The sequence below is a fragment of the Blastococcus sp. SYSU DS0973 genome (assembly GCF_054051055.1).
The window spans coordinates 339,156-352,543 of sequence record NZ_JBJHAN010000003.1 but is presented as its reverse complement, the minus strand read 5'-3'; the positions used below and the strand labels follow the sequence as shown (position 1 = coordinate 352,543).

General features: G+C 73.5%; 15 protein-coding genes. 13 read left to right on the top strand and 2 right to left on the bottom strand.

Annotated elements, in window-relative coordinates:
- The first annotated feature begins 32 nt into the window (after positions 1–32).
- The 3 genes from ACI791_RS08435 (at position 33) to ACI791_RS08425 (ending at position 3,685) form a co-directional block, all read left to right on the top strand.
- The gene (locus tag ACI791_RS08435; RefSeq protein ID WP_456585639.1) at positions 33–524 is read left to right on the top strand and encodes a Fur family transcriptional regulator; all 492 of its coding nucleotides are present in this window, start codon (positions 33–35) and stop codon (positions 522–524) included.
- Positions 521–2,179 carry a catalase gene (locus ACI791_RS08430; protein WP_347057138.1) on the top strand — a complete coding sequence of 553 codons (1,659 nt, stop codon included), beginning with the start codon at positions 521–523 and terminating at the stop codon, positions 2,177–2,179. Before ACI791_RS08435 ends, ACI791_RS08430 begins: the two co-directional genes overlap by 4 nt.
- Before the next feature lie 210 nt (positions 2,180–2,389).
- Positions 2,390–3,685, top strand: a complete 1,296-nt coding sequence (locus tag ACI791_RS08425; protein WP_456585638.1) for an MFS transporter — start codon at positions 2,390–2,392, stop codon at positions 3,683–3,685.
- Positions 3,686–3,715: 30 nt separating this feature from the next.
- On the opposite strand, the gene ACI791_RS08420 is transcribed toward ACI791_RS08425, so the two are convergent.
- Together ACI791_RS08420 and ACI791_RS08415 are read right to left on the bottom strand one after the other, a co-directional pair.
- On the bottom strand, positions 3,716–4,669 hold the full coding sequence (locus tag ACI791_RS08420; RefSeq protein ID WP_456585637.1) for a proteasome assembly chaperone family protein: 954 nt from the start codon (positions 4,667–4,669) through the stop codon (positions 3,716–3,718).
- Between the two features lie 140 nt (positions 4,670–4,809).
- Complete coding sequence (locus ACI791_RS08415) at positions 4,810–6,108, bottom strand: AI-2E family transporter (protein ID WP_456585636.1); 1,299 nt, start codon at positions 6,106–6,108, stop codon at positions 4,810–4,812.
- Between the two features lie 77 nt (positions 6,109–6,185).
- On the opposite strand from ACI791_RS08415, the gene ACI791_RS08410 reads away from it, so the two are divergent.
- The 10 genes from ACI791_RS08410 to ACI791_RS08365 all read left to right on the top strand — a co-directional run bounded on the left by ACI791_RS08410 (position 6,186) and on the right by ACI791_RS08365 (position 13,380).
- Entirely contained in the window at positions 6,186–6,653 is a 468-nt protein-coding gene (locus tag ACI791_RS08410; RefSeq protein WP_456585635.1) for a PPOX class F420-dependent oxidoreductase, read from the top strand.
- 38 nt (positions 6,654–6,691) lie between these two features.
- Entirely contained in the window at positions 6,692–7,279 is a 588-nt protein-coding gene (locus tag ACI791_RS08405; RefSeq protein ID WP_456585634.1) for a hypothetical protein, read from the top strand.
- Entirely contained in the window at positions 7,276–7,797 is a 522-nt protein-coding gene (locus ACI791_RS08400; RefSeq protein WP_456585633.1) for a hypothetical protein, read from the top strand. The genes ACI791_RS08405 and ACI791_RS08400 overlap by 4 nt, the downstream gene beginning before the upstream one ends.
- A gap of 72 nt (positions 7,798–7,869) precedes the next feature.
- Positions 7,870–8,415: a hypothetical protein gene (locus ACI791_RS08395; RefSeq protein WP_347057130.1), complete on the top strand. Its 546-nt coding sequence runs from the start codon at positions 7,870–7,872 to the stop codon at positions 8,413–8,415.
- A 65-nt stretch (positions 8,416–8,480) separates the two neighbouring features.
- On the top strand, positions 8,481–9,194 hold the full coding sequence (locus tag ACI791_RS08390; RefSeq protein ID WP_456585632.1) for a dienelactone hydrolase family protein: 714 nt from the start codon (positions 8,481–8,483) through the stop codon (positions 9,192–9,194).
- A gap of 105 nt (positions 9,195–9,299) precedes the next feature.
- Entirely contained in the window at positions 9,300–9,698 is a 399-nt protein-coding gene (locus ACI791_RS08385; protein WP_347057128.1) for an ankyrin repeat domain-containing protein, read from the top strand.
- A gap of 51 nt (positions 9,699–9,749) precedes the next feature.
- Positions 9,750–11,138 (top strand): AI-2E family transporter, encoded by a 1,389-nt coding sequence (locus ACI791_RS08380; protein WP_456585631.1) that lies wholly within the window; start codon positions 9,750–9,752, stop codon positions 11,136–11,138.
- A complete protein-coding gene (locus ACI791_RS08375) occupies positions 11,135–11,566 on the top strand; it encodes an AAA family ATPase (protein ID WP_456585671.1) in 432 nt (143 codons plus the stop codon). The genes ACI791_RS08380 and ACI791_RS08375 overlap by 4 nt, the downstream gene beginning before the upstream one ends.
- Positions 11,567–11,701: 135 nt before the next feature.
- Positions 11,702–12,475, top strand: coding sequence for a 3-oxoacyl-ACP reductase FabG (gene fabG, locus ACI791_RS08370; protein WP_456585630.1), 774 nt, complete (start codon positions 11,702–11,704; stop codon positions 12,473–12,475).
- A 131-nt stretch (positions 12,476–12,606) separates the two neighbouring features.
- Positions 12,607–13,380, top strand: coding sequence for a crotonase/enoyl-CoA hydratase family protein (locus ACI791_RS08365; protein WP_456585629.1), 774 nt, complete (start codon positions 12,607–12,609; stop codon positions 13,378–13,380).
- The last annotated feature ends 8 nt before the right edge of the window (positions 13,381–13,388 follow it).

Sequence of the window (13,388 nt, the reverse complement as noted above, 5' to 3'; positions counted from 1 at the left end):
TCAATCAAGGAAAGCGCGTTGGATGGCCAGCGATGGAGACGACCTGGGCGCACCAGCTGCGGGAGGCCGGCCTGCGCGTGACGCGGCCCCGCCTGTCCGTGCTGAGCGTGCTGGCCGACCACCCCCATGCCGACGCCGAGACGATCGTGACCGGCGCGCGGCAGCTGCACCCCTCGCTGTCTCCCCAGGCCGTCTACGGCGTGCTCAAGGCCTTCGTCTCCGCCGGGATCGCCCGCCGGATCGAGCCCGCCGGGGCCCCCGCGCTGTTCGAGCTCCGGGTGGGCGACAACCACCACCACCTGGTCTGCCGCTCGTGCGGCGCGGTCGCCGACGTCGACTGCGTCGTGGGTGCGGCCCCTTGTCTGAGCCCGTCGGACACCGCCGGCTTCGTCGTGGACGAGGCCGAGGTCGTGTTCTGGGGGCTCTGCGCCACCTGTCGGAGCCGTGACCGGGAGGTCGCGGCAGGCACCGACGCCATGCAGGTCGAACCGCAGCACCACATCCGAGGAGGAGTAGGAGCATGACCGACGTCGCATCGCAGGGCACGGCGCCCAGCCAGGCCGGCAAGCCGGTCCTGACCAACCGTCAGGGCCACCCGGTCTACGACAACCAGAACCAGCGGACGGTGGGGGCCCGCGGCCCCGCCACCCTGGAGAACTACCAGTTCCTCGAGAAGATCAGCCACTTCGACCGGGAGCGCATCCCGGAGCGCGTGGTGCACGCCCGCGGCGTGACCGCCTACGGCTACTTCGAGGCCGACGGCACCGTCGGCGACGAGCCGGTCTCGAAGTACACCCGCGCCGCGCTGTTCCAGGAGAAGGGCAAGCGCACCGATGTCGCGCTGCGGTTCTCCACCGTGGCCGGTGGCCGCGACTCCTCGGAGATGGCGCGCGACCCGCGCGGCTTCGCGGTGAAGTTCTACACCGAGGAGGGCAACTGGGACCTCGTCGGCAACAATCTGGGCGTCTTCTTCATCCGGGACGCCATCAAGTTCCCCGACTTCATCCACTCGCAGAAGCCGGACCCGGTCACCTTCGAGGCCAACGTCGCCGAGCGCGCGTTCGACTTCTTCAGCCAGACCCCCGAGGCCTTGCACATGGTCTCGCTGGTCTTCAGCCCCCGCGGCCTGCCGGCGAGCTACCGGCACATGCAGGGCTTCGGCGTGAACACCTACAAGTGGGTCAACGCCCAGGGCGAGACCGTCCTGGTCAAGTACCACTGGCTGCCCAAGCAGGGTGTGAAGTCCTACACGGCCGCCGACGGCGCCGCGGTGCAGGCGCAGACGCTCGGTGCCCACACCAAGGACCTGTACGACTCGATCGCCAACGGCGACTTCCCGTCGTGGGAGCTGCACGTGCAGCTCATGAGCGACGACGAGCACCCCGAGCTCGACTTCGACCCGCTCGACGACACCAAGGTGTGGCCGGAGGAGGTGTTCCCCCTCCGCAAGGTCGGGACGATGACCCTGAACCGGATGCCCGAGGACTTCTTCGCCGAGAACGAGCAGATCTCCTTCGGCACCGGCGTCCTGGTCGACGGCCTGGACTTCTCCGACGACAAGATGCTGGTCGGCCGGACGTTCTCCTACTCGGACACCCAGCGCTACCGCGTGGGCCCGAACTACCTGCAGCTGCCGGTGAACCGCCCCAGGGTGCAGGTGAACACCAACCAGCAGGGCGGCCCGATGTCCTACGGCCGCGACAACGTGGGCGACAACCCGCACGTCAACTACGAGCCGTCGATCACCGGTGGTCTGCGTGAGGCCACCTACCCCACGCACGACGAGCAGGGCCCGGTCATCAACGGCCGGCTCACCCGCAAGCGCATCCCGCGGACCAACGACTACAAGCAGGCCGGCGAGCGCTACCTGCTGAGCGAGCAGTGGGAGAAGGACGACCTGGTGACCAACCTGGTCGGCGCCCTCCAGCAGTGCCGCCGCGAGATCCAGGAGCGGATGGTCTGGCACTTCTTCATGTGCGAGGACGAGTGGGGTCAGCGCGTCGGTGACGCGCTCGGCATCACCGCGGACGACGTCCGTGGCCTGCCGCCGCTGCAGACGCAGACCCTCTCCGCGGAGGAGCAGCAGCGCGCCGCCAACCTCGGCAAGAACGGTCCGCGCGACGTGACCGGCCTCGTCATGACGCACTGCGTGCCGAACGAGCACGTCGTCGTCGCCTGACAGCCGGCGGAGCATCGCCTGAAAGAGACCCCGGTGCCCCCCGCCGCTCGCTGGCTGGCGGCGGGGGGCATCGGGGCCGGCGGCGGGCCGCGACCGGGATTTCCGGTCGCGGCCCGCTGTCGTGCCACCCAGCGGGAGGCCGATGGGGGAGCAGGGAACCGGACGACCTACGGTTCTCGGGCACCTGATCGAAGACTTCGAGGGGACGACGTGAGCTCCGCCTCCACCGCCGCCGGCACCACCCCCCGCGCTGCAGCGGGCTGGGTGGCCCCGCTGTGCTGGATCGCCGTCCTGCTCGACGGCTTCGACCTGGTCGTCGTGCCCACCACGCTGAGCGGCATCTCGGCGGAGTGGGGGCTGAGCGCCGCCGGCGCCAGCACCCTCATCACCGTCGGCCTGGTCGGCATGATGGTCGGCGCGCTCACCATCGGCACGCTGACCGACCTCGTCGGTCGTCGGAAGGCGCTGATCGGGGCGGTCGCCGCCTTCTCCGTGCTCACCCTCCTGTGCGCCTTCGCGCCCAACCCGTTCGTCTTCGGAGTGCTGCGCTTCCTGGCCGGCCTGGGGCTGGGCGGCTGCCTCCCGACGGCGATCGCGATGGTCAACGAGTTCAGCCGGAGAACCCGCGGCGGCCGGGCGACGACGAGGATGATGACCGGCTACCACGTCGGTGCCGTCGCCACCTCGGCTCTGGGCATCCTGGTGGTCGAGCCGATGGGCTGGCGCTGGATGTACGTCATCGGCGCGCTGCCGGCACTGGTGCTCGTGCCGCTCATGCTCCGGCACCTGCCCGAGTCCGCCGCCTACCTCGCCTCGCACGGCCGTCGGGCCGAGGCGGAGGACGTGGCCCGTCGCTACGGGCTGGAGCTGCCGACCCTGGACGCTCCGGTCGACCCGCGCGCAGGGCAGGCCGGCGCCGGGAGCGCCGCCGCGAACCTGCGGACCCTCTTCAGCAACGTCTACCTGCGCAACACGATGGCCCTCGGGGTCACGTCGTTCATGGGCCTGCTGCTGGTCTACGGCCTGAACAACTGGCTGCCGGGCATCATGCGCGAGGCCGGCTACGAGCTGGGCGCGCAGCTCGCCTTCCTGACCGTGCTGAACCTCGGGGCGGTCGCCGGCCTCCTGGTCGCCGGTCGGGTGGCCGACCGGGTGGGTGCCCGGAAGGCCGGCATCGCCTGGTTCGCCGCCGCGGCGCTGCTCCTCGCACTGCTGTCGATCAGGCTGCCGACCCTCGGCATCTACCCGATGGTCTTCCTGACCGGCTGCTTCGTCTTCAGCGCCCAGGTGCTGGTGTACGCGCTGGTCAGCGCCGACCACCCACCGCACGTGCGGGCCACCGCCCTCGGCTGGTCGGCCGGCGCCGGTCGCATCGGCGCGATCGTCGGTCCCATCCTGGCCGGCCTCCTCGTCGGCGCCGGGATCGCCTTCCCGTGGGGCTTCTACATGTTCGCCGTGGTCGGTGCGCTGGGCGCACTGGCACTCAGCATCACCCGCCGCGCGTAGCGGGTCGAGGGCGTACTGGTCCCGACAGGCTCAGTCGCGGGGGCGGTTGCGGTCCTGGTCGGCCAGGAAGCGCTCGAACTCCGCACCGATCTGCTCGGCGCTGGGCACCTCGCCGGCGCTGCCGAGGAGGTCGCTGCCCTCGCGGGCGGCCGTGAACGAGTCGTACTGCTGCTCCAGGGCGGCGACGACCGCGGTGTTGTCGGTCGACCGGGCGATCTGCTCGTCGATCTCGGTCCGGTTGGCGTCGGCGGCCTCCTGCAGCGACTCGGTCGGCAGGCGGAGCCCGGTCAACCGCTCCAGATGCTCGATCAGCATGACCGACGCCGCCGGGTACGTCGCCTGGGCGAGGTAGTGGGGGACGTGGGCCGCGACTCCGAGGGCGTCCACCCCGGCCTCGCCCATGCGCAGCTCGAGCAGGGCCGAGACGCTGCCGGGGATGCGCATCTCGCCCCAGTACACGGGATAGGGCTCGATGAGCTGTCGTCGTGTCGCGTGCGCGGTGACGGTGACCGGCCGGGTGTGGGGCACCGGCATCGGGATGGCCTGCAGCGCGACGACGGAGGTCACCCCGAGCCGCTCGACCAGTTGCCCGACGGCGGCGACGAACCGCTCCCAGGCGTAGTCCGGCTCGGCCCCGTGCAGCAGCAGGAACGTCTCGCCGGCATCGTCCTCGACCGCGTACACCTGGATCTCCGGAGCCGTGAAGCCCTCGTAGCGGTCGGCGTTGAAGGTCATGCGGGGCCGGCGGGCGCGGTAGTCGACCAGGCTGTCGGCGTCGAAGCGGGCGACGACCTCGTGCGGCAGGGCGGCCAGCAGGTGCGCGCCGGCCAGCGTGCCGGCGGACGCGGCATCGAAGTCGCCGGCCAGGTCGTGCACGAGCACGAGGCCGCGGCGCTGCGACGGGTCACCGACGGCGGACTCACGGATGAGGAAGCGCTCGGCCGCCGGGAGCAGCTCGACGAGGTCCTCCGGTCGCTGGGGCACGGTCGTCCTCCTGAGGGTTCGTCCGGCGCGACGCACGATCGCGCCTGCCGGTACAGCCCCGGCGGGAGGCGCCGCATTCCCGCCGGGACCTCGGCGTCCCCGGACGCCGGCGGGGCCAGCGCGCCGTCACCGCTTCCCCGTCATCCTCGGGCGTCGGTCACCGGCTGCCCGTCGCCCTCCGGCGCCACCGGCTCCCGCACCAGGTGGGCGCCGGTCTCGTCGGCCGTGATCTGCGCGCGCGTGCCGTCGGGGAGGACCTCCGGCGACTTCCCGTCCAGCTGGTCGCGGGCGTAGCGGTAGGAGACGGCGATCAGCGCGGTCACCGGGACGGCGAGGAAGGCACCGATGATGCCCGCCAGGCTGCTGCCGGCGGTGACGGCCAGGATGACCACGGCGGCGTGCAGGTTCAGCCCCCGGCCCTGCAGGATCGGCTGCAGGACGTTGCCCTCGATCTGCTGCACGACGAGCACGATGCCCAGCACGATCAGCGCTGTGGTGAAGCCGCTGTCGACCAGTGCGATCAGCACCGCGAAACCGCCGGCGACGAAGGCACCGATGATCGGGATGAACGCGCCAAAGAAGGTGAGCACCGCCAGCGGGAGCACCAGCGGGACCCCGAGGATCCACAGGCCGAGGCCGATGAAGAATGCGTCGACGAACCCGACGATGGCCTGCTGGCGGATGAACTCCGAGAGCGTCGACCACGTCTTGTAGGACAGCGCGGCCACGTGCGGCGCGGCCGGCGGGCCGGTCTGGGCGGCCAGCCACGGCACCCAGCGGGGACCGTCCTTGAGGAAGAAGAAGGTCAGCACGAGGGCGAGCACCAGGTTGATCAGCAGGCCGCCGATCGCCGTGGCGCCCGTGACGGCGTACTGCGCGATGTTCTGCGCGTTGCCCTGGATCGAGTCGATGGCCTGGTCGACGGCGCCGCCGATCTGCTCCTGACCGAGGTTGAACGGCGGGCCGGTCAGCCACTCCTGCAGCTGCTGGAGGCCGACGCTGACGCCGTCGGCGAGCTCCTCGACCTGCCGGACCACCGGGGGTGCGATCAGCGCGATGATGCCGCCGAACGCGGCGAGGAACGTGATGAGGACGGTGAGCGCGGCCAGGGCCGAGGGCCAGCCGTGGTCGCGGAGGAAGCGCGTAGGGGGCCACAGGACGGTGGTGAAGAGCAGCCCCAGGACGACCGGGAGCAGGATGACCCACAGCTTGCCCACGACGTAGCCCAGGACGATCAGCCCGCCCACGATCAGCAGCAGCTCGGCCGAGGCGATGGCGAGCGACCGGCTCGCCCGCTGGAGGCGCTGCCCCCGCAGGTTGGTCGGAGCGGGGGCGTGCGTGGCGGACCGGACCCCGGCGTCCGGGGTGGGCTGGTCGGGCTCGACGTCCCCGGTCTCGTCCGGTGGCGGGTCGGTGCGACCGGGCAAGCGGATCCTCATGCTGCGATCTCAGCACAGATGCCGGGTCGGGACCGGGCGGAAAACGATCATCACACCCGCGTCGTAGCGTTCGACCCATGCCGAAGATCGCGACCGCTGACCGCGTCGACCGGAACGCCCTCCTGGACTTCCTCCGACCACGGCACCGCGCGGTGCTGGTGACCCGGCGGCGCGGTGGCGCCGTGCAGCTGTCACCGGTGACCTGCGGGGTCGACGCCGAGGGGCGCGTCGTCGTCTCCACCTATCCGCAGCGGGCGAAGGTCGCCAACGCCCGCCGCGATGCCGCGGTGTCGCTGTGCGTGCTCTCCGACGAGTGGGACGGGCCGTGGGTGCAGCTCGACGGCGAGGCCGAGGTGCTCGACCTGCCCGATGCCCTCGAGCCTCTGGTCGACTACTACCGCGCGATCGGCGGGGAGCACCCCGACTGGGACGACTACCGCGCGGCCATGGCGCGGCAGGGGAAGGCGCTGCTGCGCATCACCGTGACCGGATGGGGGCCCATCGCCACCGGGGGCTTCCCGGCGGACGTGGCCGACAAGCTCTGAGCCTTGCCCTCGCCCTAGAAAGCTGTCAGGCTTGCTCAGTGCCCTTCGTGTTGACGGTCGACCAGCGCGCCAGCCGGCGCGGCCCCGACCGGGTCGCCGACGTCCTGGCTCGGTTGAACGCCGACGTCTGCGCGGTGCTGTCGTTCGAGCGGACCGCCGGTGACGAGTTCCAGGGCGTCCTGGCCACGCCGGAAGCCGCCGTCGACGTCGCGATGCGCCTGGTGCGCCTCGGTGGCTGGAGCATCGGCATCGGCGCCGGCCCCGTCCAGGCCCCGCTGCCGTCGAGCACGCGGGCCGCGACGGGGCCGGCCTTCCTGTGTGCCCGGCGTGCCGTCGACGCGGCGAAGCAGCGGCCGGTGGGGCTGGCCGTGCGCGGCGCGGTGCCACCCGACGCGGCCGACGCGCAGGCCGTCCTGGGGGCTCTCGCCGTGCTGGTGGGCAGGCGCAGCGAGCAGGCGTGGGAGGCGATCGAGCTGGTCGAGGACGGACGGACCCAGGCCGAGGCGGCCACGGCCCTCGGCATCTCCCGGCAGGCGGTGGGCCAGCGGCTGGCCGCGGCCTCGTGGGAGCTGGAACGCGAGCTGCGGCCGACGGCGGCCCGGCTCCTGGGGAGGGCCGCCGGATGACCACCGGGGTCGTCCTCCTGCTCGGGCTGGTCGCCGTCGCAGGGTTCGCGCTCGCCCTTCGCGGCGAGCGGCCGGGAGCCGCGTTCGGCGCCGTGGCCCTGGTCGCCGCGCTGGCCGTCGCGGGGATCTTCGCCTGGACGACGGAGGAGGGCGGCGCCGGCCTCGTGCAGGCGGGCGCCCTCCTCGCGGTCCTGGCGGCCGTCACCGGCGGCGGCCCGGTGGCTACGGCGGTGCTGCACGCCGCGGACCCGGCGGCTGCCGGGGTGTCCGGCGGCCCCCAGGACCCCGACATCCTCCGCGGGGGTGCCTGGATCGGCGTGCTCGAACGCGGCGCGATCGCCGGCACGCTGCTGGCCGGCTGGCCCGAGGGGCTCGCCGTCGTGCTGGCGGTCAAGGGGCTGGGCCGGTTCTCCGAGCTACGCGCCCCTGCCGCCGCCGAGCGGTTCATCGTGGGCACGCTGGCCAGCGCACTGTGGGCCGCGGCGTGCGTGGGGGTCGCGGTCCTGCTCCGCGGGTGACCGCACGCCGAGCGGGCTGATCACGGGGCAACCACAATGGCGGGCGACATCCTCGCTCCTCCTGGAGGCCCCGTGCCCGAGACGCCCGCCACCGGCGCCGTCCGCAACCCCGACCTGCTCACCGTCTACTGCAACGACCACCTGGCCGCGGCCTCCGGTGGCATCGAGCTGGTCGGCCGGATGCTGGGCCGCCACCGCGGCAACCGGTACGAGGCCCCGCTGGAGCAGCTGCTGGACGAGCTCCGCGAGGAGCGGGCGGCGCTGCGCACGACGATCGGCGCCCTCGGGCTGCCGGTCCGCCAGTACAAGCAGGTGGCCATCTGGGCGGCCGAGAAGCTCTCCCGCGGCAAGCTCAACGGGCGGCTGCTCACCCGGTCGCCGCTCAGCGACCTGGTCGAGTTCGAGTTCATCGCCACCGCGGTGCTGGCCAAGCGGGCCGGGTTCGAGACCCTCCGCGCCCTCGGCGAGGTCGACGGCCGCATCGACGCCGCGCTGTTCGAGCGGCTCATCGACCAGGCCGACCGGCAGCACCACTGGCTGTCCGAGGCGCGGCGCGACGTCGCGGCGTCGGTCTTCGGCGGGCAGGCGCAGGCCGCCAGCGACGCCGCCGACACCTGAGCCGGATCGCGCGCATGTGCCACGCCCACGACAGCCGCCCGCCCGCCCCGCCGCGCAGCGGGCCGGTGCGCGAGCGAACCAGCACCACGCTCACCGCGGCCGACGGCACCGCCTTCTCGGCCGCCACCGCTCTGCCCGAGGGCAACCCGCGCGCGGGCGTGGTGGTCCTCCCCGACATCCGCGGGCTGCACCCCTACTACGTCGCCCTCGCCGAGCGGTTCGCGGAAGCCGGCGTGGCCGCAGTGGCGATCGACTGGTTCGGCCGGACCGCCGGGATCTGCGCGGACGGGGTCCGGGCGGAGGACTTCGACTGGCAGGCGCACATCCCGCGTACCACCCCGGAGGGCGTCGACGCGGACGTCACCGCGGCCGTCGCGCACCTCCGCGAACGGGTCGGCGCCGCGCTGCCGGTGGTGGTCGTCGGCTTCTGCTTCGGTGGCAGCCACGCGTGGCGGCTGGCCGGCGGCGGGATCGACCTCGCCGGCTGCGCCGGCTTCTACGGCCGGCCCGCCCTGGTGGGGGACGCCGCCGACCGCGCCGCACTGCCCACGGTCATGCTGATCGCCGGCGCCGACACCGCGACGCCGGTGGAGGACCAGCTGGCCCTGGCCGAACGGATGCGGGCGGCGGGTGCGGAGGTGGATGCCGTCGTCTACGACGGGGCGCCGCACTCGTTCTTCGATCGCTCCTTCGGCGACTGGGCCGACGCCTGCCGCGACGCCTGGGAGCACGTGCTCGCACTCACCGACCGCGTCGGCGGCGACCGGCCCGGTGGATGAGCCGTCCGGCCGGGCCTGGGGTCCGTCGACGGGCACCGCCGCGCACGTGGTGGAACGGTGCCGTGTTCCCGGGCCGGTGGAGCAGCGGTCTCCTACGCTGGTGTCGTGAGCGGCCAGCCGATCGATCCCGGAGTCATCGAACTCGCCGGGCGGGTCTTCGATCTGGCCCGCGGTGGGCACACCGAGGAGCTCGCGGCGTACGTCGACGCCGGGGTGCCGGTCAACCTCACCAACGACAAGGGTGACACCCTGCTCATCCTGGCCGCCTACCACGGGCACGCCGGCACGGTGGCCGCGCTGCTCGAGCGGGGCGCGGACCACGGTCGCGCCAACGACCGGGGCCAGACGCCGCTCGCCGCAGCGGTCTTCAAGCAGTCGGCGGAGACCGTCCGGCGGCTGCTGGACGGCGGCGCCGATCCCGACGGCGGGAACCCGAGCGCCCGGGCGACCGCGGCGTTCTTCGACCTGCCGGCCATGACCGCGATGCTGGACGCCCGCGGCTGACCGGCGCGCCGCGGCGGCGTGGTCGGACCAGGCGGGACCGAGGGGGAGGGCATGGCGGGACGGCGGGACTCGCCGGTGACGGGGCGGCTGCCGCTCGTCCGGGCGGAGCAGGGGGCCGCGGACCCGGCCGCCGCCGAGCGCGCCGCCGACCTGCCCACCGCCGCTGACGGCGGTGAGCCGCTGGTGCAGGCGCCGTCCAGCGGGCTGCCGCGCTGGCTGCTGCTGGTCGGCGGGGCGGCCGCCGCCACCATCGCCATCGCCGGGCTGCAGGCCGTCGCCTGGCTCGTGGCGCCGGTGTTCCTGGCCCTCGTCGTCGTCGTCGCGCTGGCCCCGGTGCAGGGCTGGCTCCGCCGGATCGGTACGCCCGGCTGGCTGGCCACCACGGTTCTGCTGCTGCTCGTGTGGGCGGTACTGCTCGCCTTCGTCGCGCTGCTGGTCGCCTCCGTCGCCCAGTTCGCCGCGCTGCTGCCCGACTACACCGGACGCGCCGAGATCCTGATCAACGACGTCGTCGCCGACCTGAACAGCCGGGGCATCGTCTCCGGTCAGTTGTCCGACCTCGTCCAGCAGATCGACTACGGGTCGCTGGTCGGCCTGGCCACCGACCTGCTCAGCCGGCTCACCGACGCGGCCACCACGCTGCTGCTCCTGCTGTCGGCACTGGTCTTCATGGCGATCGAGAGCAGCGGCTTCGGCCGCCGGATGGCGCTCATCGGCGCCGAGCGCCCGCACCTGCCGGTGGCGATGACCCTCTTCACCCGCGGAACCCGGAGCTACCTGCTGGTCAGCACCGTCTTCGGCGCGATCGTCGCGGTCGGCGACACCATCGCCCTGGCCTGGCTGGACGTCCCGGCCGCGCCGCTGTGGGGGCTGCTCGCCTTCATCACCAACTACGTGCCCAACATCGGTTTCCTGCTGGGCGTCGCGCCCCCCGCCGTGCTCGGCCTGCTCTCCGGCGGCTGGGGCGAGCTGATCGCGATCATCGTCGTCTACTCGCTGCTGAACTTCGTGGTGCAGACGCTCATCCAGCCGCGATTCGTCGGCGACTCCGTGGGCCTGTCCATGACCGTCACCTTCATCGCGCTGCTGTTCTGGGGCTGGGTCCTCGGCGCGCTCGGGGCGCTGCTGGCCATCCCGCTCACTCTGCTGGTCAAGGCGCTCCTGGTCGACGTCGACCCGCGGAGCCACTGGCTGGACGCGCTGCTGCGCGAGGAACCGCGAGCGCCCCGCACCATGCGGGCGCGCCGGCGGATGGCCGCCCGCCGGGCGACGCTGGCGTCCATGCGCAGGCTGCACCATCACCCGCACCGCCGCTCGGCCGCCGCGGAAGCCGGGGAGGCCGGGGAGGCCGGGGGAGCCGGGGAGGCCGGGCAGCCGGCCGGGGGCGACCCGCTGCGCGCGCAGTCCGAGCAGGCCACGAGCCCGGCGAGCCAGGTCTGAGCGGCCCGGAGCTGGTCGTCCTGGCCGGGTTGCAGGGCAGCGGGAAGAGCACCTGGACCGCCCGCACCCTGGCCGGCACCCACACCGTGGTGAGCAAGGACCACTGGCCCAACGCGCGGCGCCGTGAGGCCCGGCAGCTGCGGGTGGTCGCCGACCTCCTGGCGGAGGGGCGCGACGTCGTCGTGGACAACACCAACCCCTCGCCGGACGAGCGCGCGCCGCTGATCGCGCTGGCCCGGAAGGCGGGGGTACCGGTGCGCGCGGTCTGGATCGACACCCCGCTCGAGGTCTGCCTGGCCCGCAACGCCGCGCGCGAGGGCCGGGCGAAGGTGCCCCTGGCCGGGCTGCTCGGCACCCGGGCACGCTTCGTGCCCCCGTCCACCGCCGAGGGGTTCGACCGGGTCGACGTCGTCTGCGGCAGTGCCTGACCGCGCCGCCTCCCGGCCGCGCCGGACCATGTGGCCGGGGCCTCGACCGGCGGCCGTAACGTGTCGGGCGCAGCTCGCCGCGCGCCGGGGCCTCCGCCCCGGTGACCGCAGGCATCCGAGACGAAGGGAACTCTCATGAGCGAGGCAGGCACCACGGGCGCGTCCCGCGTGGCCATCGTGACCGGCGCAGCCCGCGGCATCGGCGCGGCGACCGCCCAGCGCCTGGCGGCCGACGGCTTCGCCGTCGCCGTCCTGGATCTGGACGAGGGGCAGGCCAAGGCCACCGTCGACGCCATCGAGTCCGCCGGCGGCCGGGCGCTGGCCGTCGGCGCCGACGTCAGCGACTCCGCTCAGGTGGAGGCCGCCGTCGAGCGGATCGCCGCCGAGCTCGGCGCGCCGACCGTCCTGGTCAACAACGCCGGTGTGCTCCGGGACAACATGCTGTTCAAGATGTCCGACTCCGACTGGGACATCGTCATGAACGTGCACCTGCGGGGCGCGTTCCTCATGACCCGCGCGGCGCAGAAGCACATGATCGACCAGAAGTGGGGCCGGATCGTCAACCTGTCCAGCACCTCGGCGCTGGGCAACCGCGGCCAGGCGAACTACTCGACGGCGAAGGCGGGTCTGCAGGGCTTCACCAAGACCCTCGCCATCGAGCTGGGCAAGTTCGGCGTCACCGCCAACGCCATCGCCCCCGGGTTCATCCAGACGGAGATGACCAAGGCGACCGCCGACCGCATGGGCGTGCCCTTCGACGACTTCATCAAGGGCGCGGCGTCGATGATCCCGGTGGCCCGCGTCGGCCAGCCCGAGGACATCGCGCACCTCGTGTCCTTCTTCGTCAGCGAGGGCGCCGGCTTCGTCTCCGGCCAGGTGGTCTACGCCGCCGGCGGCCCGAAGGCCTAGAACGAGGACCCCGCGTCCCCCGTCCCCCGCTCGCTCGGGGTGGGACCCTGGCGCGGGGTTGTTCCCGCAGGGCCGGGCAGCCGTTCCGGCTGCCTGGCCCTGCGTCATCTCTGCCCGCCCGAGGAGGCGTCATGGTCGACGACGACGACAAGGTCCTGGTGGAGCGCCGCGGCGCCGTCCAGGTGATCACGATCAACCGGCCGTCCGCGCGCAACGCCCTCGACGGCGGCGTCGCCCGGGCGGTCGCCGCCGCGGTGGACGAGCTCGACGCCGACGGCGACCTGCGGGCGGGCGTGCTCACCGGGGCCGGTGGCACCTTCTCGTCCGGCATGGACCTCAAGGCCTTCCTCCGCGGCGAGAGCCCGTCGATCGAGGGCCGGGGGCTGTGCGGCATCACCCGCACGCCGCCGCGCAAGCCCCTGGTCGCCGCCGTCGAGGGCTGGGCGCTGGCCGGCGGCTTCGAGCTGGTCCTCGCCTGCGACCTCGTGGTGGCCGGCCGCGGGGCCCGGTTCGGGGTGCCGGAGGTGAAGCGCTCGCTGGTCGCGGCCGGCGGGGCGGCGCTGCTCCTGCCGCAGCGGGTGCCACGCGCGATCGCCCTGGAGCTGCTCCTGACGGGGGACCCGGTGGACGCCGAGCGCGCGGCGGCGGTGGGCCTGGTCAACCGGGTGGTCGACGACGGAGCGGCGGTGGAGGCAGCGGTCGCCCTCGCCGAGGTGATCGCCGCCAACGGCCCGCTGGCGGTCGCCGCGACCAAGCAGGTCGTGCTGTCGGCGCCATCCTGGCCGGTGGAGGAGGCGTGGGAGCGCCAGGAGCAGATCGTCCGCCCGGTGTTCGGCTCGGAGGACGCCCGGGAGGGGTCGACCGCATTCGCCGAACGCCGCCCGCCGGTGTGGCGAGGCCGCTGACCGGTCGG